The sequence below is a fragment of the Lacrimispora sp. BS-2 genome (assembly GCF_040207125.1).
Lineage (GTDB): Bacteria > Bacillota > Clostridia > Lachnospirales > Lachnospiraceae > Lacrimispora.
The window spans coordinates 4375907-4402802 of sequence record NZ_CP157940.1; the positions used below are offsets into that span (position 1 = coordinate 4375907).

18 protein-coding genes are annotated in these 26896 nt (G+C 47.9%); 16 read left to right on the forward strand and 2 right to left on the reverse strand.

From position 1 onward, the window contains the following. The first annotated feature begins 27 nt into the window (after positions 1-27). The 9 genes from ABFV83_RS20465 (at position 28) to ABFV83_RS20505 (ending at position 11685) form a co-directional block, all read left to right on the forward strand. The gene (locus tag ABFV83_RS20465; protein WP_349948958.1) at positions 28-2334 is read left to right on the forward strand and encodes a bifunctional (p)ppGpp synthetase/guanosine-3',5'-bis(diphosphate) 3'-pyrophosphohydrolase; all 2307 of its coding nucleotides are present in this window, start codon (positions 28-30) and stop codon (positions 2332-2334) included. A 91-nt stretch (positions 2335-2425) separates the two neighbouring features. After that, positions 2426-3070, forward strand: a complete 645-nt coding sequence (locus tag ABFV83_RS20470; protein ID WP_349946551.1) for an MBL fold metallo-hydrolase — start codon at positions 2426-2428, stop codon at positions 3068-3070. A gap of 21 nt (positions 3071-3091) precedes the next feature. Then, a complete protein-coding gene (gene hemZ / locus ABFV83_RS20475; RefSeq protein ID WP_349946552.1) occupies positions 3092-4546 on the forward strand; it encodes a coproporphyrinogen dehydrogenase HemZ in 1455 nt (484 codons plus the stop codon). A 129-nt stretch (positions 4547-4675) separates the two neighbouring features. Continuing rightward, on the forward strand, positions 4676-5932 hold the full coding sequence (hisS, locus tag ABFV83_RS20480) for a histidine--tRNA ligase (RefSeq protein WP_349946554.1): 1257 nt from the start codon (positions 4676-4678) through the stop codon (positions 5930-5932). Between the two features lie 88 nt (positions 5933-6020). Beyond that, positions 6021-7811 (forward strand): aspartate--tRNA ligase, encoded by a 1791-nt coding sequence (gene aspS, locus ABFV83_RS20485; protein WP_349946556.1) that lies wholly within the window; start codon positions 6021-6023, stop codon positions 7809-7811. Positions 7812-8016: 205 nt separating this feature from the next. Then, positions 8017-9846 carry a bifunctional UDP-sugar hydrolase/5'-nucleotidase gene (locus ABFV83_RS20490; protein WP_349946558.1) on the forward strand — a complete coding sequence of 610 codons (1830 nt, stop codon included), beginning with the start codon at positions 8017-8019 and terminating at the stop codon, positions 9844-9846. Between the two features lie 120 nt (positions 9847-9966). Next, on the forward strand, positions 9967-10494 hold the full coding sequence (locus ABFV83_RS20495) for a GNAT family N-acetyltransferase (RefSeq protein WP_349946559.1): 528 nt from the start codon (positions 9967-9969) through the stop codon (positions 10492-10494). 98 nt (positions 10495-10592) lie between these two features. Further along, positions 10593-11156, forward strand: coding sequence for a CDP-alcohol phosphatidyltransferase family protein (locus tag ABFV83_RS20500; protein ID WP_349946561.1), 564 nt, complete (start codon positions 10593-10595; stop codon positions 11154-11156). Positions 11157-11163: 7 nt separating this feature from the next. Next, a complete protein-coding gene (locus ABFV83_RS20505; protein WP_349946563.1) occupies positions 11164-11685 on the forward strand; it encodes a hypothetical protein in 522 nt (173 codons plus the stop codon). Between the two features lie 354 nt (positions 11686-12039). Here ABFV83_RS20505 and ABFV83_RS20510 read toward each other — a convergent pair whose 3' ends face one another. Further along, positions 12040-13200, reverse strand: a complete 1161-nt coding sequence (locus ABFV83_RS20510) for an iron-containing alcohol dehydrogenase (RefSeq protein ID WP_349946565.1) — start codon at positions 13198-13200, stop codon at positions 12040-12042. Positions 13201-13226: 26 nt separating this feature from the next. Further along, positions 13227-13997 (reverse strand): DeoR/GlpR family DNA-binding transcription regulator, encoded by a 771-nt coding sequence (locus ABFV83_RS20515; RefSeq protein ID WP_349946566.1) that lies wholly within the window; start codon positions 13995-13997, stop codon positions 13227-13229. Positions 13998-14404: 407 nt separating this feature from the next. Between ABFV83_RS20515 and ABFV83_RS20520 the strand changes: the two genes are divergently transcribed. From ABFV83_RS20520 to ABFV83_RS20550, 7 genes are all read left to right on the forward strand, one after another. After that, positions 14405-15712 (forward strand): Na+/H+ antiporter NhaC family protein, encoded by a 1308-nt coding sequence (locus ABFV83_RS20520; protein ID WP_349946567.1) that lies wholly within the window; start codon positions 14405-14407, stop codon positions 15710-15712. An 18-nt stretch (positions 15713-15730) separates the two neighbouring features. Next, positions 15731-16966, forward strand: a complete 1236-nt coding sequence (mtnK, locus tag ABFV83_RS20525; protein WP_349946569.1) for an S-methyl-5-thioribose kinase — start codon at positions 15731-15733, stop codon at positions 16964-16966. 58 nt (positions 16967-17024) lie between these two features. Next, positions 17025-18074, forward strand: coding sequence for an S-methyl-5-thioribose-1-phosphate isomerase (locus tag ABFV83_RS20530; protein WP_349946570.1), 1050 nt, complete (start codon positions 17025-17027; stop codon positions 18072-18074). Between the two features lie 267 nt (positions 18075-18341). Further along, entirely contained in the window at positions 18342-18992 is a 651-nt protein-coding gene (locus ABFV83_RS20535; RefSeq protein WP_349946572.1) for a class II aldolase/adducin family protein, read from the forward strand. Between the two features lie 126 nt (positions 18993-19118). Then, the gene (locus tag ABFV83_RS20540) at positions 19119-20231 is read left to right on the forward strand and encodes a glycosyltransferase (protein ID WP_349946574.1); all 1113 of its coding nucleotides are present in this window, start codon (positions 19119-19121) and stop codon (positions 20229-20231) included. Next, positions 20228-21334 (forward strand): glycosyltransferase, encoded by a 1107-nt coding sequence (locus tag ABFV83_RS20545; RefSeq protein ID WP_349946576.1) that lies wholly within the window; start codon positions 20228-20230, stop codon positions 21332-21334. Before ABFV83_RS20540 ends, ABFV83_RS20545 begins: the two co-directional genes overlap by 4 nt. Before the next feature lie 5217 nt (positions 21335-26551). Then, the gene (locus ABFV83_RS20550) at positions 26552-26848 is read left to right on the forward strand and encodes a hypothetical protein (RefSeq protein ID WP_349946578.1); all 297 of its coding nucleotides are present in this window, start codon (positions 26552-26554) and stop codon (positions 26846-26848) included. Positions 26849-26896: the final 48 nt, after the last annotated feature.

The window sequence follows — 26896 nt, forward strand, 5'->3', positions numbered from 1 at the left end:
TGACGGCATATGGCAGATAGTCCAATAATGGAAAAGAATAATTTGGCGGCTTTGGAAAACGAACGTCCGGAGAAGCGGAAGGTGGATGTGGATCTGGAGGCTCCGGCTGATTTTACCAGCCCGGATGTGCTTTATGAAGAGCTGGTCCACAGCATAAGGAGATATCACCCTTCCGATGATATCACCATGATAGAAAAGGCATATCATATTGCGGATGAAGCGCATAAGGACCAAAGTCGCAAATCGGGTGAACCGTATATCATTCACCCTCTTTGTGTTGCCATTATTCTGGCAGATTTAGAGATGGATAAAGAAACCATTGCCGCAGGGATCCTTCATGATGTGGTAGAGGACACCATCATGTCCTTAGATGAGCTGAAGGCGGAATTCGGGGAAGAGGTGGCTCTTTTAGTGGATGGCGTCACCAAGCTGACCCAGATATCCTGGTCCATGGATAAGATGGAGATCCAGGCTGAAAACTTAAGGAAAATGTTTTTGGCCATGGCAAAGGATATCCGCGTCATCATCATCAAGCTGGCGGACCGCCTTCATAACATGCGGACCCTTCAGTACATGAAACCGGAAAAACAGAAGGAAAAGGCAAAGGAGACCATGGAAATCTATGCTCCCATTGCCCACCGCCTTGGTATTTCCAAAATCAAGATCGAGCTTGATGATCTGTCCTTACGATATCTGCAGCCGGAGATATATTACGAGCTGGCTGAGAAAATATCTTTAAAAAAGGATGCCAGGGAAACCTTTGTAAAGAGCATTGTAGATGAGGTGCAGGAACATTTAAGGACCGGAGGCATTGAAGCCAGAGTAGATGGCCGGGTGAAGCATTTTTTCAGCATCTATAAAAAGATGGTGAACCAGAACAAGACTCTTGACCAGATTTATGATCTGTTTGCAGTGCGTATTATCGTTGAAAGCGTAAAGGACTGCTATGCTGCCCTTGGAGTGATCCATGAGATGTATAAGCCCATTCCCGGCCGTTTCAAGGATTATATCGCAATGCCGAAGCCCAACATGTACCAGTCCCTTCATACCACTTTGATCGGAAACAATGGGCAGCCCTTTGAGATCCAGATCCGTACTTATGATATGCACCGCACTGCAGAATATGGAATTGCCGCTCACTGGAAGTATAAGGAGAGCGGAAGCGGACAGGTGGCAGCAGGCAAAGAGGAAGAGAAGCTAAGCTGGCTGCGCCAGATCCTGGAATGGCAGAAGGACATGTCCGATAACAAGGAATTCCTAAACATGGTAAAGGGAGATCTGGATTTATTCTCCGACAGTGTTTACTGCTTTACCCCATCCGGGGATGTAAAGAATCTTCCTGCCGGCTCCACGCCCATTGATTTTGCATACTCCATACACAGTGCGGTAGGCAACAAGATGGTGGGAGCCAGGGTCAATGGTAAACTGGTAAACATTGAATATGTGATTGAAAACGGCGACCAGGTGGAGATCATCACTTCCCAGAACAGCCGGGGCCCCAGCCGGGACTGGCTGAACATCGTAAAAAGCACCCAGGCCAAGAACAAGATCAACCAATGGTTTAAAACAGAACTGAAAGAAGATAACATCCTTCGCGGCAAGGAAATGGTGGACCGCTACTGTAAGACAAAGGGAATCAATTATCCTGAGATCAGCAAGCCGGAATACCAGGAAAAGGTCATGAAGCGCTATGCGTTCCGTGACTGGGAATCTGTTCTTGCATCCATCGGACACGGGGGCCTGAAAGAGGGCCAGGTCATCAATAAGATGGTGGATGAGCGGAATAAGAAGCTTAAGAAGGACGTTACAGATAACAGTATCTTAAATGACATAGAGGATATGGGCAACAGGCTGCCGGTCAAGAGGCGTTCCGGCAGCGGAATCGTGGTAAAGGGAATTCACGACCTTGCGGTCCGCTTTTCCAAGTGCTGCAGCCCGGTGCCGGGAGATGAGATCGTAGGCTTTGTGACCCGGGGACGTGGGATTTCCATCCACAGGACAGATTGTGTCAACGTCTTAAACCTGCCGGAGGACGAACGGAACCGTCTCATTGACGCAGAATGGCAGGAAGCAGAGGGCGAGGACACCAAGGAACGATATTCCGCGGAAATCAAGATATTTGCCAATAACCGGATCGGCATGTTTGTGGACATATCCAAGGTGTTTACAGAGAGGCAGATCGATATCACCTCCATGAACTCCAGAACCAACAAGCAGGGCAAGGCCACCATTACCATGACCTTTGATACTCATGGCGTGGAAGAGCTGAGGAAGCTGGTTGACAAGCTGAGACAAATCGAAGGAGTCATAGACATTGAGAGGACTGCGGGATAACGCAGTTTTCTCTTTTTGCGCCGGCGGTGAGCCCGGTGGATAGGCTTGTACCAGGGTTACATAAAGATAATTTCAGTTAGGAGATAAGAACATGAGTGATTTCAGAATAAAGACCTTTCCTGTGGGCCAGATTGGAACCAACTGCTATATTATATACCGGGAATCCCTTAAAAAGGCAGTAATCGTGGATCCGGGCGCAGACGGACCACATATCCTGGAGGTGTGCCGGGAGCTTTCCCTGGTTCCGGAGGCGATTTTACTGACCCATGGGCATTTTGACCATATTTTGGCTGTGAAGGATTTAAAAGAGGCATTTCCTGAGATGAAAATTTATGCCGGAGAAAAGGAAAAAGAAATGCTGACAGATCCGTCCGTTAATTTGTCTTCTTCTTTTGGTAAGGCTTATACGGCTCAGGCAGACAGATATGAGGAGGATGGAGCAATCCTCTCTCTTGCAGGAATAACCTTTCAGGTTTTGTTTACCCCAGGTCATACCTCTGGCTCGGTCTGCTACCTGATCGAGTCGGAAAACATCCTCATAAGCGGCGATACCCTCTTTTTGGAGTCTTTGGGAAGAACCGACTTTCCTACGGGGAACCAGTCCATGATCTTAAGTTCCATAAAGGAACGGCTTTTTGTCCTGCCTGACCATACGATTGTTTATCCGGGCCATGGCGAGGCGACTACCATTGGTCATGAGAAAGTGTATAACCCGGTGGCATCATACAGAGGATAGGAAGTATTAAGAGGAAACCATATGATAGGATTAATATTAGACGACCAGTCCTTTGAGCAGGATATCAGGGAGCTGTTGATGGCATTTTATCCGGGAGAGGGCTTTGTCCACAAGGAAAGCCCAGAAGAGACATACCGTCTTCTTGTCCGTGGCAGGACGGGAGAAGCTGTCTTTGAGCTGATGATCCAGGATTTAGAGAAGGGGACTCAAAGTTCTTCATCCACAGAAGTGGATTTTACCGACCGCTTTGAAACCAAGAACCGGATCAAGCGGATGCTTTATGGCATGGTCAAGGAGCTTACGGGAAAAGAACTTCCCTGGGGCACTTTAACGGGAATCCGGCCAACCAAAATAGCCATGACAAAGCTTTTGGAAGGATATACGGACGGGGACGTCCGCAGATACATGAAGGATACCTATTTGACCAGTGACGGAAAAATAGATTTAAGCCTGGAGATTGCCGGGCGGGAGATGGAACTCATTTCCGCCATTGATTACAGCCACGGTTACAGTCTGTATGTAGGCATTCCATTCTGCCCTACCACCTGTCTTTACTGTTCCTTTACTTCTTTTCCCATAGGACAGTGGGAAAAACGCATGGAACAGTATCTGGAAGCTTTATTTAAGGAAATGGATTATACGGCAAAGAAAATGGCAGGAAGGACCCTGGATACGGTCTATATCGGCGGAGGTACGCCGACCTCCCTTTCCGCCCTTCATCTGGATAAGCTGATAACCAGGCTGAAAGCGACCTTTGATTTTACCGGGGTCAAGGAATTTACCATAGAGGCCGGACGCCCGGACAGCATTACCATGGAAAAGCTTCAGGTTCTAAAAGACCATGGTGTGACCCGCATATCCATCAATCCCCAGACCATGAAGCAGGAAACCCTGGACATCATCGGACGCCGACATACCGTAGACATGGTAAAGGACCGGTATTCCATGGCAAGGTCTTTGGGCTTTGACAACATCAACATGGACTTGATCATCGGCCTGCCGGAAGAGGACATGGAAGATGTGACCCGTACCATGGAGGAAATAAAGGCTCTTGGGCCGGATGGCATTACCGTTCATTCCCTTGCCATCAAGCGTGCGGCCCGCCTTAACATGTTTAAGGAAAAATACGGGGATTTAAAGATCACCAATACCCAGGAAATGATAGATCTGACTGCTTCCTATGCAAGGAGCATGGGGCAGGAGCCATATTACCTTTACCGCCAGAAAAACATGGCCGGTAATTTTGAAAATGTTGGCTATTCCCTTCCAGGCAAAGCCTGTATCTATAATATTTTAATTATGGAAGAAAAGCAGACCATTATAGCTTGTGGGGCAGGAACCACCACAAAGGTGGTATTTCCATCAGAGAACCGCCTGGAACGGGTGGAAAATGTCAAGGATGTGGAACAGTATATCACCAGAATCGACGAAATGCTGGAAAGAAAAGAAAAAATGCTTGCAAAATTGGAAATGTAATTTACAATAGAGGCATGATTTCATAATTCCAGCCCATGCTTTTTGGGCATAAAGGGATACCGAAGGGTATTTCCTATATACCCGCAAGGAATTTCCCTATAAAATTAAGAAAATAACGGAGTGAACGAAATGGCATTAAAAAAGAAACCGGTTACCGGAATGAAGGATATTCTTCCCGCCGAGATGCAGGTACGGGAATATGTGATGAACCAGATACGTGAAACCTATGGCGGCTTCGGCTTTCATTCCATCGAGACTCCCTGTGTGGAGCACATCGAGAACCTGACCAGTAAGCAGGGCGGAGATAATGAAAAGCTGATTTTCAAGATCATGAAACGGGGAGAAAAGTTAAATCTGGAGACAGCACAGGCGGAAAATGATCTGGTCGACAGCGGTCTCCGGTATGACCTGACCGTTCCCTTATCCAGATATTATTCCAATAACGCTGCGTCCCTGACCGCTCCCTTTAAATCGCTCCAGATGGGAAGCGTATGGAGGGCAGACCGTCCCCAGAAAGGGCGTTTCAGACAGTTCGTCCAGTGCGACATCGACATACTGGGAGATTCCACCAGACTTGCAGAGATCGAGCTTATCCTGGCAACCACAACCTTGCTTGGAAAGGTTGGTTTTAAAGGATATACCGTAAGAATCAATGACCGGAATATCTTAAAGGGAATGGCTGCCTTCTGCGGCTTCCCGGAAGAAGCTTATGACCAGGTGTTCATCATTCTGGATAAGATGGACAAGATCGGTATGGATGGCGTGGCAAAGGAACTGGCAGAAGCCGGTTATGATGAGGAAAAAATCAAGAAATATCTATCCCTTTTTGAATCAGTGACGCCCGATGCTGCCGGAGTGCGCAGTCTGGGCACCGTCTTAAAGGATGCGATGGATCAGGAACAGGCAGAAAACCTGGCCGCTATTATTGACAGTGTGAGCCAGATTTCCACCAGCCAGTTTCACATCGTGTTTGATCCCACCCTGGTGAGAGGAATGTCTTACTACACCGGAACCATTTTTGAGATTCAGGTAGACGGTTTTCCAGGCTCCGTAGGGGGCGGCGGCCGCTACGATAAGATGATCGGAAAATTTACAGGCATGGATACGCCTGCCTGCGGTTTTTCCATTGGATTTGAGCGGATCATCACCATCCTGATGGATGAGGGCTTCACGGTTCCCGGAAAGGAAGAAAAGGTTGCCTTTTTGATCGAAAAGGGTGCAGGTGATGATGTGATGAACGGAGCGGTCAAAGAGGCCATGGAAGAACGGGCAAAGGGTGTGACCGTTCTGGTTTCCCAGATGAATAAAAATAAGAAGTTCCAGAAAGAAAGCCTTCAGAAGGAAGGTTATACGCTGTTTAAAGAGTTTTACAAGGAAGTTCGATAAGCAATACACTTTAAGTAAATATATCAGGAGGAACGCCCTAAGGGCATAGTTATATGCCCGGAAAGCTTGGGGCAGGAAAGAGGAAATTATGGCAGAGTCAATGTTAGGCTTAAAAAGATCCCATAGATGTACAGAGGTTACAACAGCCAATGTGGGCAGTGAAGTAACGGTTATGGGCTGGGTACAGAAAAGCAGAAACAAGGGAGGAATCATTTTTGTGGATTTAAGAGACCGTTCCGGAATTCTGCAGATCATTTTTGAGGAAAGCGATTGCGGAGCTGAGAGCTTTGCAAAGGCTGAAAAATTAAGAAGCGAGTTTGTCATTGCAGTGACCGGAGAAGTGAAAGCAAGGGCAGGCGGTGTTAATGAAAACCTGGCCACAGGTGCCATTGAAGTGCGGGCAAAGAGCTTAAGGATCCTTTCCGAATCCGAAACACCTCCTTTCCCAATCGAAGAGAACAGTAAGACAAAGGAAGAACTGAGATTAAAATACCGTTTCCTGGATCTTAGAAGACCGGATATCCAGAAGAACATCAGGGTGAGAAGCCAGGTTGCCACCTTAACAAGGGCATTTTTGGCAGAAGAAGGCTTTTTAGAGATCGAAACACCGACCCTTATTAAGAGCACACCGGAAGGCGCCCGGGACTATCTGGTTCCAAGCCGTGTCCACCCAGGCTCTTTCTATGCACTTCCCCAGTCTCCCCAGCTTTTTAAGCAGCTATTGATGTGTTCCGGTTATGACCGTTATTTTCAGCTGGCAAGATGCTACCGCGACGAGGACCTCCGTGCCGACAGACAGCCGGAATTTACCCAGATCGATATGGAGCTGTCCTTTGTAGATGTGGAGGATGTGTTGGAAGTCAATGAAAGGCTGTTAAAGAAATTATTTAAGGAAATCTGTGGATTTGATATCCAGCTTCCAATTACGAGAATAACCTGGAGAGAAGCCATGGACCGCTTTGGTTCCGACAAGCCGGATATGCGTTTTGGGATGGAACTTAAAAATGTTTCCGATGTAGTAAAGGATACGGAATTTGCAGTATTCAAGGGCGCTCTTGAAAACGGCGGTTCTGTCCGGGGTATCAATGCCGAAGGACAGGGAGCCATGCCTCGTAAGAAGATCGACGCCCTGGTGGAATATGCAAAGGGCTTTGGTGCAAAGGGTCTGGCTTATTTAGCTGTCAATGAAGACGGTACCTATAAATGCTCCTTTGCAAAATTCATGACAGAGGAAGAACTTCACACTCTGGCAGATGCAATGGGGGCAAAGCCGGGAGACTTGCTTTTATTTGCGGCTGACCGGGATAAAGTGGTATTTGACGTATTAGGCAATTTAAGACTGGAGCTGGCAAGACAGCTTGATCTTCTGAAAAAGGATGACTTTAAGTTTTTATGGGTAACGGAATTCCCGCTGCTTGAGTATTCCGAAGAACAGGGCCGTTTTACTGCAATGCACCACCCGTTTACCATGCCAATGGATGAAGACTGGGCGCTTATTGACAGCAATCCTGGCGCTGTCCGTGCAAAAGCATATGACATCGTGTTAAATGGTACGGAGCTTGGCGGAGGTTCTGTCCGTATCCATCAGAGTGATATCCAGTCCAAGATGTTTGAAGTGCTGGGCTTTACAAAGGAACAGGCTCAGGATCAGTTCGGCTTCCTTTTAGAGGCGTTTAAGTATGGAGTTCCTCCTCACGCAGGGCTTGCTTATGGTCTGGACCGTGTGGTCATGCTGATGGTAGGTGCAGACAGCATCCGGGATGTAATCGCATTCCCTAAGGTAAAAGATGCTTCCTGCCTGATGACAGAGGCACCTTCCGTTGTAGATTCCAAGCAGCTTGTGGAACTGGGGATAGAAATTAGTGAAGAAAAAGAATAATTGAGTCATGAGGGATGCCCCTCTGCCAAAAGTGTCAGCTTAAGGCGGAGAGGGCATCCCTTTTCTATGTTTACAATTTCCATACTGAGAAGAAACCTGTGAAAAGTAATAAATTATTTTAAAAAATCAAAAAGATTATATACTATTTTTACATTTATCTGATATAATAGAGGAAAATGTACTTTTCAAAAGGAGGGTTTTAAAAATGAAAGGAAGTAAGACAAGAAGGTTTCTGTCATTATGGCTGGCACTGCTCATGGTCCTCTCCCTGACAACCGGCATATCCTTTTCCTCTCTGGCTGCAGACCGGGATATTGTGGTTCTCTACACCAACGATGTCCACTGCGGCGTAGACGGCAACATAGGATATGCGGGACTGGCTCTTTATAAGAAAGAGATGCAGGCCCAGACACCTTATGTGACGCTGGTTGATGCAGGAGATGCCATTCAGGGCGCGCCTATTGGAACGCTGTCGGACGGAGGATATCTGATCGACATTATGAATAAGGTCGGTTATGACTTCGCAGTGCCGGGCAACCATGAGTATGATTATGGGATGCCCCGTTTTCTGGAACTGGCAGGTAAGTTAAGCTGCGGCTATTATTCCAGCAATTTTATGGATTTAAGGACTGGCTCCACGGTATTTGCTCCCTATAAGATGTTTACATATGGAGATACCAAGGTTGCGTTTGTGGGTGCTACCACACCGGAAAGCTTTACCAAATCCACACCAGCTTATTTCCAGGATGGAAACGGAAATTACATATACGGTTTTTGTGAAGATGAAAATGGACAAAAACTCTACAACCAGATTCAGTCGGCTGTAAACAGTGCAAAAGCGGAAGGGGCTAATTATGTAATCCTGGTAGGCCATCTGGGCGAAAACGGGACAACAGACCGCTGGACCTCTGACAATGTAATTAAGAATACCACAGGTATTGATGCATTAATCGACGGCCATTCCCATGAGGAATATGGAAAGTACATAAAGAATAAGGATGGCCAGGATGTGCTTCTTACCCAGACAGGTACAAAGTTAAAGAACATCGGAAAGCTGACACTTCACACAAATGGAACGATTTCCAGTGAACTGGTTACCCAGGTTCCGGCAGGAGCAGGTACCAGCGCTTATACAGTAAAGAATGGAGATTCTTTAAGCCGGATCGCAAAGAGGGAATTAGGCTCCTATAACCGCTGGAATGAAATCTATGAAGCAAACAGAGACAAGATCAAGGACCCCAATGTCCTGGCTGTTGGTATCCAACTGGTGATTCCTGGAAAGAGTGCTGTCACAGCTGACGGAAAAGCCATTGACTATGATACAGACAAGTTCATTAAGGCAATCCAGGCTCAGTACAATGAGACATTAAAGACTGTGATCGGCCATACGGATGTGGAACTTACGGTCAATGATCCGGCAACCGGAAACCGTGCGGTCAGAAGCGCAGAGACAAACCTTGGTGATTTATCTGCAGATGCATACCGCTATGTTCTTGGAGCAGAGATCGGCCTTTCCAATGGCGGCGGCATCAGAGCCAACATTAAGGCCGGCAACATTACCTACAATGATACCCTTACTGTATTCCCATTCGGTAATATGGGATGCGTTGCAGAGGTAACCGGCCAGCAGATCAAGGATGCCCTTGAAATGGCTTCCCGGAACTGCCCGAAGGAGAACGGCGGTTTCCTGCAGGTATCCGGTCTTACCTATACCATCGATACCTCCAAGACCTCCAATGTCCAGGTGGATGAAAAAGATAATTTTGTGAAGGTAAATGGAGCATACCGGGTATCCGATATCATGGTAGGCGGCGCTCCTCTTGACGTGAATAAGACTTATACCGTAGCCTCTCATAATTACATGTTAAAGTCTGGCGGTGATGGCATGACCATGTTTAAGGGAAGTAAGGTAATCCGGGATGATGTCATGACTGATGTAGATTTGCTTTCCACTTACATCCGCAGCAATTTAGGCGGCAATGTTGGTGCTGATTATGTGAATCTTACAGGTCAGGGCAGAATTACCATTAAATAAAATGAAAAGCAGCCTGCTCTGGTAAGAAGGAGCAGGCTGCTTTTCATTGCTTCTTTTCTCAGGAAATGTTACACTTAAAGAAAGAAACAATTATAGATAAAAGATTAGGAGATTGATATTATGTTATTAAAGAACCCGCAGACCCGTTTTGAGGAAACATACCGGATTTATAAGGAGTCATTTCCTGATATTGAGCGCCGGACAAAAGACGATCAGAAAAGGGTTTTCGGTAATCCCTGTTATAAAGTCCGGGTAATAGAGGAGGACGAAAAGATTGTGGCCTTTCTGGGATACTGGGATCTTCCAACCTGTGTTTTTATGGAGCATCTGGCCACAACGGAAGTATGCAGGGGAAAAGGATATGGAAAACAGTTGGTGGAAGAGGTTGTGGAAGAGTCAGAAAAGCCTGTGTTTCTGGAAATAGAGCCAATCACTGAGAAGAATCCCATGACCAGAAGCAGGGAAAGATTTTATGAAAGGCTGGGATTTCATTCCAATTCCTTTTACTATGAGCAAATGCCCTTAAAGCCTGGGGACAAGCCCATTCCCCTGTTGATTATGAGTTATGGAAAACTTATGGCGGAAGAGGAATTTAAGCCATATAAGAAAGAAATCTATGAACTGGTATATGGCGTGGAGGTTGAGTAAAGGTTAAAAATGCAGCCATGGACTGCCAGAGAAGCCGGTGTCATGCCGGCTTTATACGGCAGGGAGTGCTTTTATTTATTAAAGTGCTGGAGGTTCAAATGAAGAACATTCCCAACTTGATTACCATAACAAGAATGTTAGGAACTGTGGTTTTATTGGTTATTAAACCATTCTCAGGACAATTTTTCATTATATACCTTTTATGCGGGATCAGTGATGTTTTAGACGGAATAATTGCGCGGAAGATGAATGTGGTAAGCAAAAAGGGTCAGATTCTGGATAGCATTGCAGATGCATTCATGGTTGTGGTTTTGTTGTCCATATTTGCTCCCAGCTTTCAATTGCCTTTGTGGAGCATATGCTGGATAATTATGATTGCTGCTATACGCCTGGCATCCTTAGGGCTTGGTTTTATACGATACAGGCAGCTTGCCTTTTTACATACGTATGGGAATAAGGCAGCGGGGATCGTTTTATTTTGTTTCCCCTTTCTCTATATTTGGTTAGGATTATATGCAGCAACCATTTTGGTTTGTTTTATTGCAAGCATTTCGGCGGTAGAAGAATTGATCATCAATATTATTTCTAAAAAGTTATGGAGAGATATTAAATCCATATTTTCATTATGCTATAGCACAGATTCATTTGGAATTAAAAGGTGATTTGGATATGGAAGAAAATTTATTAGCAGAAATCATAAAAGAACAGACATGCCGTGCCTTATGGGAGGTAAAAAATGTGATCGATTGTGTTCCCGATGAGTTATGGAGCAAAGCTTATTGTGAAATGCCATGCTGGAAACACATTTATCATATGCTTCATTCCTTGGATCTATGGTTTATAAATCCAAGAGATAAAGGGTATGCAGAGCCTGATATACATGAAAAGGATTTAAACAGCTTAGAGGTAAGTCCAGGCAAGTATCTTTTAAGAGAAGAAATAAATCATTATTTTGTTGATATTGATATAAAAATAAAAGCCTATCTTTCAGCATTAACGGATAACCAGCTATTGGATACTCCCACGGATTGCGAATATAATAGATTTACTTTGATTTTAGCACAGTTCAGGCATTTACATAGCCATATGGGAATGATCATGGGTTTTATTATTGATGACACAGGCTTATGGCCAAGAGTATTGGGATTAGAGAGTCATTTTCCAACTGGAGAGTACAGTAAATATTTTTAACTTTAAATAAAAAGTCATTTGACCAGCAGGATTTATCAAACTTGAGAAGCTGATGAAACATCTATACAATTAATGAATAGAAAAATAGAGGGCGTCAGAAAATGGCTGGACATGGATTCTGTAACTGTTTTTTGCTATATGTTCATAAGTGTTTACCTTAAGGAGATATTGAATTAGTATAGGAAACACAGAGAATATAATATAAAAATACAGCACTGAATATTTATAACTTATATTCAGTGCTATATCTGAAAATTGACTTTATCGCAGTCTATAGCCGGCATTATGCCGGCTTTTTCTTTACTTATTTCTAAGTTACTCTAAATGGAAGTCATATAGGCTGGCTTTCATTTATTATTTCGCCAGATCTAAGATTTCCATCACCTGCTCTTTCCCCAGAGGGACATAATGGCCGATTGTACCGTTTGAAGTCGCCCGATCCGCCATTTCTTCAAAATGTTCACTGTTGATTCCCATCTCTGTCAGGGAGGTTCTTAAATTGAGAATCCTGAAAAATTCCTTTAAACGGCGGCGGAGTATCATGACCATCTCTGATATGGAATGGTCATGATAATCTGCGTGGAAGATACGGTTTGCAAGTTGTGCCGGTTTTTCCGGTTTTACTTTTTCCATATATTTTAACCATGCCAGAAGCACCACTGCCATTCCTTCCCCGTGTGTAATACCGTATTGAGCGCTTATTTCGTGTTCGATGCGGTGGGAACCCCAGTCAGCCACCCGCCCGGTATCCAGAAGATTGTTATGGGCAATGGAGGCGAGCCACTGAATCTCGGCCCGTGCATGATAGTCATCCGGACGGGCCATTAAGCGTTCTCCGTTTAATAAAAGAGCCTGTACCGCTCCTTCAATCAGAAAATCCGTGGTATCTACAAAGGGGACGTCGGTAAAATACCGTTCCAGCAGATGTGACAAAATATCTGCGATTCCGCAGCTTGTCTGATAAGGCGGAAGGGTTAAAGTAAAGGCAGGATTCATAATGGCAAAGCGTGGAATGATGGCGTCACTTTCAATTCCAAGCTTGTGAAGTCCGTTTGAAATAATGGAACAGTTGGAAGTTTCGCTTCCGCTTGAAGGAAGGGTGCTGATAACGCCCATAGGAAGAGCAGTACAAAGAGGGGCCTTTCCTTCGAAAAAATCCCAGACATCTCCGTCATATGGGATGCCCGCTGCCACGGCTTTTGCTGTATCAATAGAGCTGCCTCCTCCTACTGCAAGGATAAAGTCGATATTTTTCTCTTTTCCAAGGGCGGTAAGCTGGCGGACCAGTTCTATTTTTGGATTTGGAACAACCGAACCGTTTTCAAAAAACACGATGTTTTCTTTTTCGCAGGCATCTTTGACCGTGTCAAAGATACCCAGGGTCTTGATGAAATCGCCGCTGTAAACAAGCAGGAGCGAATGAACGTTTAAATCGTGAAGCAGAGCCTGGACTTCTTTTTCGGAATCTTTTCCAAAGATAATTTTTGCCGGGTTGTGATAATTAAAGTTTTGCATAATCAGTCTCCTTTTTGATAGGCAACTTACAAATACTCTAAATGAATTTTTTTGTTTATGCATTCGGCTTCCCATCTTGGCGGCAGAGGCTTGTCTGTAATAATTGTATCCACCACCGACAGGCCGGCGATCAAAACAGAGGCATTGCTGCTGAACTTGGTATGGTCGGCAATCAAAAAGCGTTTTCTGGAATGATCGATCATCCCTTTCCGCACCATGGCTGATGCCAGATTGTTGTCGGTCAGTCCGAAGGTCATGTCGATGGCAGGGCAGCTTATGAAAGACTTGTCCGCAATGTATTCGTTAATCTCATTGGTAGTTTTATAGCCGATGAAGGAATTCGTCTTTGCATGAAGTTCTCCTCCTAAGCAGATGATGCGCGGGGCAGCATTGGGCTGCTCATTAAAAATATAACATATTCTTAAGGAATTGGTGATAATAGTAATGGGAAGCCCTGCTTCCAGAATTGCCTGGGAAAGCTTTAAGCAGGTAGTGCTGGCATCCAGCATGATGACATCTCCTTTTGAAATAAAGCTGAGAGCATGCTCCGCCATTTGCCGCTTCTCCATCGGAAAGAAGGTTTCCCTTAATTTGGCGGGAACTCCTAAATCATTTTCTTCTGGAAGAAAAGCTCCTCCGTAAATACGTTGTGCTTTTCCTGCTGCTTCCAATTCTTTTAAATCCCGCCGTATGGTTTCCATGCTGCAGTCAAGAGCCTGACATAAATCAGAAATAAGAACGCTTTTATTTTTCTTTAATTCATTTTCAATATAAGCTTGTCGCTCAATTTTAAACATATTAATCTCCGGTCTTTTTTGATAGAGGGCTATGCCCTTGTAAAAAACGCAACATAAAGTTTGTTATCATTTTTTCATTATAGCATCTATACAAACAGAAGGCAAGTAAAATGTGGTTTTTTGAAATGTTGTGAGATGTTAAGCTGTATTATGAGAGGTGTAGAGGCTGTTTGATGACAAAATGTATAAAAAAATAGACTTATAATAAAAAAATATATGCAAATATTATTGACATATGTGGTTTTGTGATGTATCTTAAGAGGGACAAGCAACATCCCACACAAAAACGGTCTTTTTATCAGGTGTGGAAAATATACGCCTGGATTTGAGGAAATGTATGGGAAGGCTGGTCGGAAAAAGCGTACGCATAAAGTTGACAATCATTAATATGTTAGGAGGAAAAAGTTATGTCTGAAAAGAAAAAAGGAAGTTTTATAGGTCTGATGCCATTGATTGTATTTTTGTCGCTGTATCTGGCTACAGGTTTTGTCTCCGGCAGTTTTGATAATATGCCGCTCATGATTGGTATTTCCATCGCATGTTTTGTGGCATTTCTTCTGCAGAATCCAGGGGAAGAAAAGGTGAGCTTTACAGATAAGGTTACCATATTCTGTAAAGGCGGGGGAGATGATACCCTGATTTTGATGGTCATCATTTTCCTTCTTGCCGGCGCATTTTACAGCGTGGCAAATAATATGCATGCTGTGGATTCCATCGTAAACATCGGCCTTACCATATTGCCGACCAGAATGCTGCTTCCCGGATTGTTTTTGATAGGCTGTATCTTAAGCTTTTCCATGGGAACTTCCATGGGAACTGTTTCGGCTCTGATGCCAGTGGCGATTGACCTTGCTGCAAAAACAGGTGTCAACGTTGCGCTTATCGGCGGTGTAGTGGTTGGAAGCGCTATGTTCGGAGACAATTTATCTTTTATTTCTGATACTACAATTGCTGCCACCCGTACCCAGGAGGTCAGCATGAAGGACAAGTTCAGGGCTAATTTCCTTATGGTACTTCCTGCTGTCATTATTAACCTGATCTTATTGAGTTTAGTTCCCATGGGGAGGGAAATTGCAGCCCAGGTATATGATTTCAATGTTATTAATATTGTTCCTTATGCGGTTATCATTGTTTTATCTTTAAGCGGTATGAATGTTATTCCGGTTATGGGCCTGGGCATTTTAAGCGGCCTTGTTATTGGCATGATGCATGGTGATTTTACTCTCTTACAGTCTCTTGGCATTCTGCATGAAGGTATGACATGGATGGAAGATATGTCCTTGATTGCGGTATTGGTTGGAGGCATGGTGGCGCTGATGAAGTATTTCGGCGGTATTGATTATCTGCTGGAGAAGTTGACGAAAAAAACAAAAAGCGCCCGTGGCGGGGAGCTGAGCATTGCGGCATTGGTTTCACTGCTTGATATATCAACAACCAACAATACAATTTCAATTATTGCTGCCGGTCCGATTGCAAGGAATATTGCAGATGCCCAGGGAATCGACCGCCGCCGTGTGGCCAGTATTTTGGACCTGTTTTCTTCTGCTTTTAATGGTTTGCTTCCTTATGCAGGACAGCTGCTGGTAGCAGGTGGCCTGGCAGGAATCAGTCCTACCGCCATTATGCCATATGTATGGTATTGCCTGTTGATGCTTGTTTTTGGTGTACTGTTTATTGTAACCGGATTTCCCAAAAAATTTGGCAGCAGCAAATAATTTACGAGGAGAATAGGGATGAATACAAAATATACGGAACATTTTTTGATGAAGCTTGAAGACGTTAAGGAGTATGTGGCAGAGGTTATCTGTTTTTTTGGACCGGAAGCAGAGCTTACAGTTTCTGAGATTGGCGATGGCAATATTAATTATGTTTTTCGGGTATCTGAGAAAGCCACAGGCCGTTCCCTGGTTATTAAACAGGCGGATAAGGTGTTAAGGGCATCGGGACGCCCCCTGGATTTACACCGTAATAAAATAGAAGCGGAAATACTGAAAATACAAGGCAAACTGGCACCTGATTATGTGCCCAGGGTCTATCGGTATGATGAAATTATGTGTGCTTTGTCCATGGAAGATATTTCTTCTTATAAAAATCTTCGCAAAGAAATGCTTTTAGGGAAAACATTTCCCTGCCTGGCGGAAGATATTTCTTCATTTTTGGCGGATACACTGCTTCCTACAACGGACCTTGTTATGGACAGAGGGTTAAAAAAGGAATGGGTTAAATTGTTTACCAATGTGGAATTGTGTGATATTTCCGAGGATCTTGTTTTTACTCAGCCTTATTATGACTTAAAAGGACGCAACTGCAATATTGTTACACCTGGAAATGAGGCGTTTGTGGAATCCTACCTGTATTCTGATGAGGAACTAAAGGGAGAGGTGGGAAAATTACGGGATGACTTTATGAACCATGCTCAGGCATTGATTCATGGAGATCTTCATTCAGGCTCGATCTTTGTAAATAATGAAGGAACAAAAGTCATTGACCCGGAATTTGCGTTTTATGGTCCTATGGGTTATGACATTGGAAATGTGATTGGCAACCTTTTCTTCGCATGGACGAACAGGGCTTATCTTGACCCGGAAAATAGAGAATTTTTAAAGTGGATTGAAGAAACGGTCATCCAGTGCTACGATATGGTAAGGGATAAAATAGAAAAAAAGTATGATAAGGTTGTTTCGTTTGATATGTACAGAAATTCCGGCTTTAAAGATCATTATATTCGTAAGATAATGGCTGATACCCTGGGATATGCAGGCACGGAAATAATCCGCCGCGTTGTGGGGGATTCGAAGGTAGAGGAAGTAAGCGGCGTGGGAAATGTGGAAAAACGAATTGAAATAGAGAGGGCCTTGATTTTAACCGGTATTGTTTTGATTAAGCAGCGGGAAAAGATTTCGCAGGGAAAGGAAATTGCCGATCGGTTTCATGAAATTATTGAACATCAGGTAATTGGAAAGATGTAACCTTTGTGATGCTTTTGTTGGTAGTCTGGCCTGTACTGGTAGTAGAAAGGAGAAAGTAATGAAAAGAGGAGACGAAGGCTTGGCATTTATGCTGCGCTATGAAAATGTTGCATGGTATGAAGATGGAATGGTGCGCATTTTAGACCGGCGCATTTATCCGGTGAGAACGGAATATGTAGTGTGCAGAAAGCATGAAGAGGTGGCTCAGGCCATTGCAGATATGGTTACCCAGAGCGCAGGTCCTTATACTGCGGCTGCCATGGGAATGGCACTTGCTGCTTATGAAGTTATGAAGAGCGGCAGGGCAGATGTGGAAGAATATATGGAACACGCTGCTTATACGCTTTCCCATGCCCGTCCGACAACCGTGAAAGCTATGGTGAAAATCACCGATGGAGCGATGGAAGTCGTAAGGGAGAAAGTCCGGGAGGGAGAAACCGGGCAGAAGCTTGTGGATGCCATGCAGGAGTATGCGTTTCATTATATAAATAATAACTATCTGAAATACTGTAAGGTAGGTTCTTATCTGGCTGACCAGATTCCAAAGAATGGTACTGTTATGACCATCTGTTTTGCAGAAACAGTCATTGGAACAGCACTTCGGGAATGCCGTAACAGAGGGAATGAAATTAAAATGATATGTGCAGAGACACGTCCGTATTTTCAGGGAGCGCGTTTAACAGCCAGCGTTGCCTGTGATATGGGGTTTGATGTAACGGTTGTGTCTGATAATATGCCCGGATATGCTATGAAGGAAAAAAAGGTTGACGTATTTACTTCTGCTGCGGATGTTATTACCATGGATGGCTATGTAGTCAACAAGGTGGGCACATTTCAAATGGCACTTATGGCAAATTACTGGGGAATTCCTTATTATGCGACAGGAGAGCCTAATGAAGCTCATAAGACCATAGATACGGTCAGGATTGAAGAACGCGATCCGGAACAGGTTCTGGAAGCCATGGGGACCAGGGTCACTATGCCGGGTGTGAAGGGGTATTATCCGGCTTTTGATATTACTCCGCCCAAGCTTTGTGATGGCGTGGTAACGGACAAGGGGATTTTTGCTCCGTTGAATTTAAACGCATATTTTAACCAAATCAAGTAAGTCCCCCCACTGCAAGTGCGAAGAGCACAGTGTGACCCAGTGTTCCCGCCCCTTAGAAGCGGGAACACGAGGTTATTAAGTGGTGGGTAGGGACTTGCCTCAATCAGGTGGAGTATAAGCCCCACCTGACAAGCAGCGATAGCTGCTATTCAGTTATGCCTGGAGGAGCGGGGTACGCTGTGAGTAAGCAGGGTCGCGGATTGCGAATATCCGCTTGGCATAAAGTTTAGAAAGACCGGGGAGAGGGCTGATTTAAGGAGGATAAAAATGTTATTACAAGATGAAAGAGAATTAATTGTTGAATATGGAAAGAGAATGAGCCAGGAGAAACTTTCGCCGGGAACAAGTGGTAATTTAAGCATTTATAGTGAAGAGAAAAAATTGATGGCTATTACGCCTTCCGGAATAAATTATATGGATCTTTGCCCGGAAGACGTGGTGATTACGGATCTGGAAGCTAATATCGTTGATGGAAGCCGTAAGCCATCCAGTGAATGGGCACTTCACTCGGTTTTTTACAGAGATAAACCGGAAGCCCGCGCAGTGGTTCATTCCCATTCCATGTATTGCACAGTCCTGGCGGCTTTAAATCTGCCTGTCAAGGCAATTCATTACGTCATAGGCGATGCCGGCACAGCCGAAGTGCCGTGCGTGCCGTATCACACATTCGGAACGGTGAAGCTGGCTGAGGAATCTATAAAGTACTGTGGAAAAGGCAAAGCAGTACTTCTTGGAAATCATGGACAGATTGTATGCGGCAGCGATCTTAAGAGCGCTTATGGGCTCGCGTGCAATCTGGAGTTTCTGGCAGAAGTCCAATATAAAGCAATGTGTCTGGGAAATCCTGTTATCTTAAATGGGGAACAGATGGAAGAAGTGATGGAGAAATTCAAGACCTATGGTCAGACGAATCATTAAAACAATTACTTAGGGGGGGATGCAGTGATGCAGCCTCCCTTCTTCACAAGATAAGCTTCAGGATGCATATACTGAATTTAGTAGAATAAATATAACGATTAAAAACGTCTAAAGGAGTCGGTAGAAGTGAACCAATATAAAATTTGCGTATATGCAATCAGTAAAAACGAAGAACAGTTTGTAGATCGTTGGATGGATGCCGTATCCGAAGCTGATGCTGTCATTGTGACAGATACAGGCTCAACCGATCATACGGTTGAAAGACTTCGGGAAAGAGGAGCTATCGTTTATGAAGAGACCATATCGCCATGGCGGTTTGACACGGCCCGCAATGTGGCATTGAGCCATGTCCCTGAGGATGCGGATATCTGTGTTTCAAACGACTTAGATGAGGTATTTGAGCCGGGATGGAGGCAAAAGCTGGAAGACCTATGGAAGCCGGAATATACCCGTGCACGATACTTATTTACATTTGCCTGTAATCCTGACGGCACCCCCCAAAAACAGTACCCAATGGAAAAGATCCACATCCGGCATGGTTACCGCTGGGTACATCCGGTGCATGAGGTCTTGGAATACGGTGGTGCTGGCCCTGAACAAACCGCATGGATTCGTGGAATCGTTCTTAATCATTATCCGGATTTATCAAAGCCAAGAAGCCAGTATCTTCCCCTTTTGGAATTATCAGTTGAGGAGAACCCGCTTGATGACAGGTCTATGTTCTGGCTTGGAAGAGAATATGTATATTATAAAAATTATGATAAGGGGATTGAAACACTGAAAAGACATCTTTCCCTTCCAACGGCCAGATGGAACGAGGAGCGAAGTGCATCCATGCGCCTTATAGCCCAATGTTATGAGGAGAAGGGAAATATGAAAGAAGCCAGATCATGGCTCTTCCGTGCTTTGGCAGAATGCCCGGATGCCCGTGAACCATATCTGGCACTGGTAAAATCAGCCTATAAGGAAAAAAACTGGCCCCTGTCCTACGCCATGGCAGAAAAAGGATTATCGATCACGGGAAATTCAGGCAGCTATCTGGTAGAACAGGAATGTTGGGGATTTGCTTTGCATGATTACGGCGCCATCGGTGCTTATAACATGGGGATGTATGAGAAAGCCAGGGACTATGCCCGGAAAGCCTTGGGGCTGGACCCTTCCAATAAAAGGCTGCAAAATAACCTGCTTATGATTGAGGACAGGATCAAAAAACAGGAAAAGTCGGAGGGATCCTCATGAGACTAAAAATCTGTGTTTATGCCATTTGTAAAAACGAGGTTCAGTTTGTAGATAAGTGGATGGACTCTATGAGTGAGGCTGACCTGATTGTGGTCACTGATACCGGTTCTGATGATGGTACCGTTGAAAAATTGAAAGAACGGGGAGCGGTTGTATATGTGGACATAGTAAAGCCATGGAGGTTTGATGTGGCGCGGAATATTTCTCTGGATCATGTCCCGGAGGATGTAGACATCTGCGTCTGTACGGACTTAGATGAATTGTTTGAACCAGGCTGGCGCAAGAAGCTGGAGGATGCGTGGCTTAATCAAGGTCCGGGAAGTTCCAGGGAGACAGCAGGAATGGGAAGATACCTTTATAACTGGAGCCTTAAGGAAGACGGTACTCCTGACATTCAATTTTATTATTTTAAGGTCCATAGCCGGCAAGGGTTCCGCTGGAAATGTCCTATTCACGAATTTATCCAATATACGGGAAATTTGCCCGTTCAGACCTTATATATTGAAGGAATGATCCTCAGCCATTACCCGGATACTCAAAAATCCCGGGGTTCCTATCTTCCCCTCCTGGAGCTTGCTGTGAAAGAGGATCCGGAGGATGAGAGGATGCGGTACTATCTTGGAAGAGAATACATGTATAAGAGCCAGTGGCAAAAATGCATTGATACACTTAAGGAATATCTTGCTTTGCCGGCTGCCGTATGGAAAGACGAGCGATGCGCCGCAATGCGCTGGATTGCAAAATCCTGCTATAAAATAGGAGACCTAAAAGGGGCATATGCCTGGTATTATAAAGCGATTGCAGAAGTACCGGATATTCGTGATCCCTATGTGGAGTTCTCTAAAATGTGCTATGAATTAAAAGATTGGGCAATGACATATTTCTTGACAAAAGAGGCTTTGAAGATCAAGGAGAAATCAAGGACCTTTGTCAATATGGGGTATTCCTGGGATTATACTCTGGATGATTTTTGCTCCATAGCTGCTTTTTGGCTGGGTATGCCGAAGGAATCCCTGGAACACGCAAAGAGTGCTCTTAAATATGCTCCCGATAATGAGCGGCTAAAAAGCAATTTTAACATCGTTGCTGCCGCACAAAAATGAAATGTTCCTTAAAAGATGGAACGTATTATTGCTGACATTATAATATGTTCCTTTAGGGATTTTCAGAAGGGGTGTCATAAGATGGAGAATGCCAGTGATAGTTATGAAAACAACCCGGAGTTGGTAAAACAGGAATGTTCAGAAAAAGGTTGCAGATGTAACCGGGGATGTTGTTCCATGGGGCCTACAGGTCCTACCGGCCCTAAAGGGGCTACAGGGCGTCCTGGTTCGAAAGGTGAAACAGGTATGCAAGGACCCAGGGGGCCCAGAGGCTGCCAGGGTTCAACGGGTCCAACTGGGCCACGGGGGGCAATGGGACCAAGGGGCTGCTCTGGTTCTATGGGACCAACTGGGCCAACAGGTCCAACAGGTCCGAGGGGAGTGACAGGTCCAACCGGCCCGCAAGGAGCTACTGGTGCAACGGGTCCACAGGGAGCTACAGGTCCAACTGGCCCGCAGGGAGTGATGGGTCCAACTGGCCCACAAGGAGTTACGGGTCCGACCGGCCCGCAAGGAGTTACCGGCCCAACAGGTTCACAGGGGGACACTGGTCCAACCGGCTCGACGGGGCCAATCGGTCCACAGGGAGATACTGGCCCAATTGGCCCGCAAGGAGTTACAGGTCCAACCGGTCCGCAGGGAGTTACAGGCCCAACCGGTCCGCAGGGAGTTATGGGTCCAACGGGTCCGCAGGGAGATACGGGTCCGACAGGTCCGCAAGGAGACATAGGCCCAACGGGCTCGCAAGGAGATACAGGTCCAACGGGTCCGCAGGGAGATACGGGTCCGATTGGTCCGCAAGGAGATATAGGTCCAACGGGTTTACAGGGTGACACAGGCCCAACGGGCTCGCAAGGGGTTACAGGTCCAACGGGTCCGCAGGGAGTGATGGGTCCAACTGGCCCGCAGGGAGTGATGGGTCCAACTGGCCCACAAGGAGTTACGGGTCCGACCGGCCCGCAAGGAGTTACCGGCCCAACAGGTTCACAGGGGGACACTGGTCCAACCGGCTCGACGGGGCCAATCGGTCCACAGGGAGATACTGGCCCAATTGGCCCGCAAGGAGTTACAGGTCCAACCGGTCCGCAGGGAGATACGGGTCCGACAGGTCCGCAAGGAGACATAGGCCCAACGGGTTTACAGGGAGACACAGGCCCAACGGGCTTGCAAGGAGACACAGGTCCAACCGGCCCGCAGGGAGCTACAGGTCCAACCGGCCCGCAGGGAATTACAGGTCCGACAGGTCCACAAGGAGACACAGGTCCAACCGGCCCGCAGGGAGCTACAGGTCCAACCGGCCCGCAGGGAGCTACAGGTCCAACCGGCCCGCAGGGAATTACCGGTCCAACCGGCCCACAAGGAGACACAGGTCCAACTGGCCCACAGGGGGACACAGGTCCAACTGGCCCACAAGGAGACACAGGTTCAACGGGTCCGCAGGGGGATACGGGACCAACGGGTCCGCAAGGAGTTACGGGTCCAACAGGTCCGCAGGGGGGCACAGGTCCAACGGGTCCACAGGGAGATACGGGACCAACTGGCTCGCAAGGAGACATCGGTCCAATAGGTCCGACAGGTCCGCAGGGAGAAACAGGAGATACGGGTCCGACAGGTCCGCAAGGAGACATAGGCCCAACGGGCTCGCAAGGGGTTACAGGTCCAACGGGTCCGCAGGGAGATACAGGTGCGACTGGCCCGCAAGGAGAAACAGGCCCAACAGGTCCACAAGGAGACATCGGCCCAACAGGTCCGCAGGGGGACACAGGTCCAATCGGTCCGCAAGGGGTTACGGGTCCAACCGGCCCGCAGGGAATTACAGGTCCAACAGGTCCACAGGGGGGAACAGGTCCGGCAGGTCCGCAGGGAGATACAGGTCCAACTGGCCCGCAAGGAGAAACCGGCCCAACAGGTCCACAAGGAGACATCGGCCCAACAGGTCCACAGGGGGACACAGGTCCAACTGGCCCGCAAGGAGATATGGGTCCAACGGGTCCGCAGGGGGACACAGGTCCAACCGGTCCGCAAGGGGTTACGGGTCCAACAGGCCCGCAGGGAATTACAGGTCCAACCGGCCCACAAGGAGATACGGGACCAACTGGCCCGCAAGGAGATACAGGTCCAACCGGCCCACAAGGAGACATAGGTCCAATCGGTCCACAGGGGGGAACAGGTCCAACCGGCCCACAGGGGGAGACAGGTCCAACAGGCCCACAGGGGGAGACAGGTCCAACTGGCCCGCAAGGAGATACAGGTTCAACGGGTCCGCAGGGAGTTACGGGTCCAACAGGTCCACAGGGGGGCACAGGTCCAATGGGTCCACAGGGGGATACGGGACCAACTGGCCCGCAAGGAGACATCGGTCCAATAGGTCCGACAGGTCCACAAGGAGATACTGGTCCAACCGGCCCACAGGGGGAGACAGGTCCAACAGGCCCACAAGGGGAGACAGGTCCAACTGGCCCGCAAGGAGATACAGGTCCAACCGGCCCACAAGGGGACACAGGTCCAACCGGCCCTCAGGGAGACACAGGTGCGACTGGCCCGCAAGGAGATATGGGTCCAACGGGTCCGCAAGGGGTTACGGGTCCAACCGGCCCGCAGGGAATTACAGGTCCAACCGGTCCACAAGGAGATACGGGACCAACTGGCCCGCAAGGAGATACAGGTCCAACCGGCCCACAAGGGGACACAGGCCCAACCGGCTCGCAAGGAGATATGGGGCCAACGGGTCCGCAGGGGGACACAGGTCCAACGGGTCCGCAGGGAGATATGGGACCAACGGGTCCGCAAGGAGTTACGGGTCCAACAGGTCCACAGGGAATTACAGGTCCAACCGGCCCACAAGGAGACACAGGTCCAATCGGTCCACAGGGGGGAACAGGTCCAACTGGCCCGCAGGGGGATACGGGACCAACGGGTCCGCAAGGAGATATGGGTCCAACTGGCCCGCAAGGAGACATAGGTCCAATAGGTCCAACTGGCCCGCAAGGAGACATAGGTCCAATAGGTCCGACAGGTCCGCAGGGAGAAACAGGTCCAACAGGTCCGCAGGGAGAAACAGGTCCAACGGGTCCGCAAGGAGAAACGGGTCCAACGGGTCCAACAGGTCCGCAAGGAGTTGCAGGTCCAACCGGCCCGCAAGGAGATATAGGTCCAACGGGTCCGCAAGGAGATACAGGTCCAACGGGGCCAACTGGCCCACAAGGAGCTACCGGTCCAACAGGTCCGCAGGGAGATACCGGCCCAACCGGCCCACAGGGAGTTACAGGTCCAACCGGCCCACAAGGAGATATAGGTCCAACGGGTCCGCAAGGAGATACAGGTCCAACTGGCCCACAAGGAGCTACAGGCCCAACCGGCCCACAAGGAGCTACCGGTCCAACAGGTCTGCAGGGAGAAACAGGTCCAATGGGTCCGCAAGGAGATACAGGTCCAACGGGTCCGCAGGGAGTTACGGGCCCAACGGGTCCGCAAGGAGATACGGGTCCAACGGGTCCGCAGGGAGTTACGGGCCCAACGGGTCCGCAAGGAGATGCAGGTCCAACTGGCCCACAAGGGGACACAGGTCCAACGGGTCCGCAGGGAGTTACGGGTCCAACGGGTCCGCAAGGGGACACCGGCCCAACCGGCCCGCAGGGAAATACAGGTCCAACAGGCCCAACTGGTCCAACAGGCCCACAGGGAGAAACAGGTCCAACGGGTTCGCAGGGTGAAACCGGTCCGACTGGCCCGCAAGGAGAAACCGGCCCAACAGGTCCACAAGGAGACATCGGCCCAACAGGTCCACAGGGGGACACAGGTCCAACTGGCCCACAAGGAGACACAGGTTCAACGGGTCCGCAAGGAGAAACAGGTCCAACGGGTCCGCAAGGAGAAACGGGTCCAACGGGTCCGCAGGGAGAAACGGGTCCAACCGGCCCGCAAGGAGAAACGGGTCCAACGGGGCCACAGGGAGATATAGGTCCAACTGGCCCGCAAGGAGGCATCGGTCCAACGGGTCCAACAGGTCCGCAAGGAGGCATCGGTCCAACGGGTCCAACAGGTCCGCAAGGAGTTACAGGTCCAACCGGCGCACAAGGAGACACAGGTCCAACCGGCTCGCAAGGAGCCACAGGTCCAACAGGTCCACAGGGAGATACCGGCCCAACCGGCCCGCAAGGAGATATAGGTCCAACGGGTCCGCAAGGGGTTACGGGGCCAACAGGCCCACAGGGGGATACGGGACCAACTGGCCCACAAGGAGCTACCGGTCCAACAGGTCCGCAGGGAGATACGGGTCCAACTGGCCCACAAGGAGCTACAGGCCCAACTGGCCCACAGGGAGTTACGGGCCCAACGGGTCCGCAAGGAGCTACAGGTCCAACTGGCCCACAAGGGGACACAGGTCCAACGGGTCCGCAAGGAGCTACAGGTCCAACTGGCCCACAAGGGGACACAGGTCCAACGGGTCCGCAAGGAGATATGGGTCCAACTGGTCCGCAGGGGGACACCGGCCCAACCGGTCCGCAGGGAAATACAGGTCCAACTGGCCCACAAGGAGCTACAGGTCCAACGGGTCCGCAGGGAGATACCGGCCCAACCGGCCCACAGGGAGATATAGGTCCAACGGGTCCGCAAGGAGATACGGGTCCAACGGGTCCGCAGGGAGAAACGGGTCCAACGGGCCCGCAAGGAGATACAGGCCCAACTGGCCCACAAGGGGACACAGGTCCAACGGGTCCGCAGGGAGTTACGGGTCCAACTGGCCCACAAGGAGCTACAGGTCCAACGGGTCCGCAGGGAGATACCGGCCCAACCGGCCCACAGGGAGATATAGGTCCAACGGGTCCGCAAGGAGATACGGGTCCAACGGGTCCGCAGGGAGAAACGGGTCCAACGGGCCCGCAAGGAGATACAGGCCCAACTGGCCCACAAGGGGACACAGGTCCAACGGGTCCGCAGGGAGTTACGGGTCCAACGGGTCCGCAAGGGAACACCGGTCCAACCGGCCCGCAGGGAAATACAGGTCCAACTGGTCCAACAGGCCCAATTTTTGCCACAACAGGCTTTTCTGCATTCGTATCTTCCCTGTCAGTATCAACAGATACTCAAATAACAAACTGGACCACAACTGCTCCTTATTATGGAAATGCCAGTTTTAATGCTGCAACAGGAAACTTTACAGTACCTGCAACAGGAAGATATTCTATAAAGGCAACTATTAACTACTCCACAACAGTGGCAATAACAGGTTCCATTGGAAGCAATGTAAATCCGTCCTTTGCAGTATCAAGGACATCACCCACAGCTACTACAATTGTGAGCGGGCTATTTCCCCTTTTAAACACCAACCTGCTTGTCCTGACTTTAAGGGCTGTATTAGGCAATGGAACGGTTACCCTGGCTGGCGATGCAACATTAAATAGCGGTGATGTTGTGGGTCTGTTTTATGTATCAAGCGGTTTATCCTTAAATCTCAATCTGGGAGGAGCCAATACGGGAGGAATCGTATGGTCTATTCACAGGATTGCATAGTATAAGCGGACCGTAATCTCAAATTTAATTATTTTATAAAAATTATCC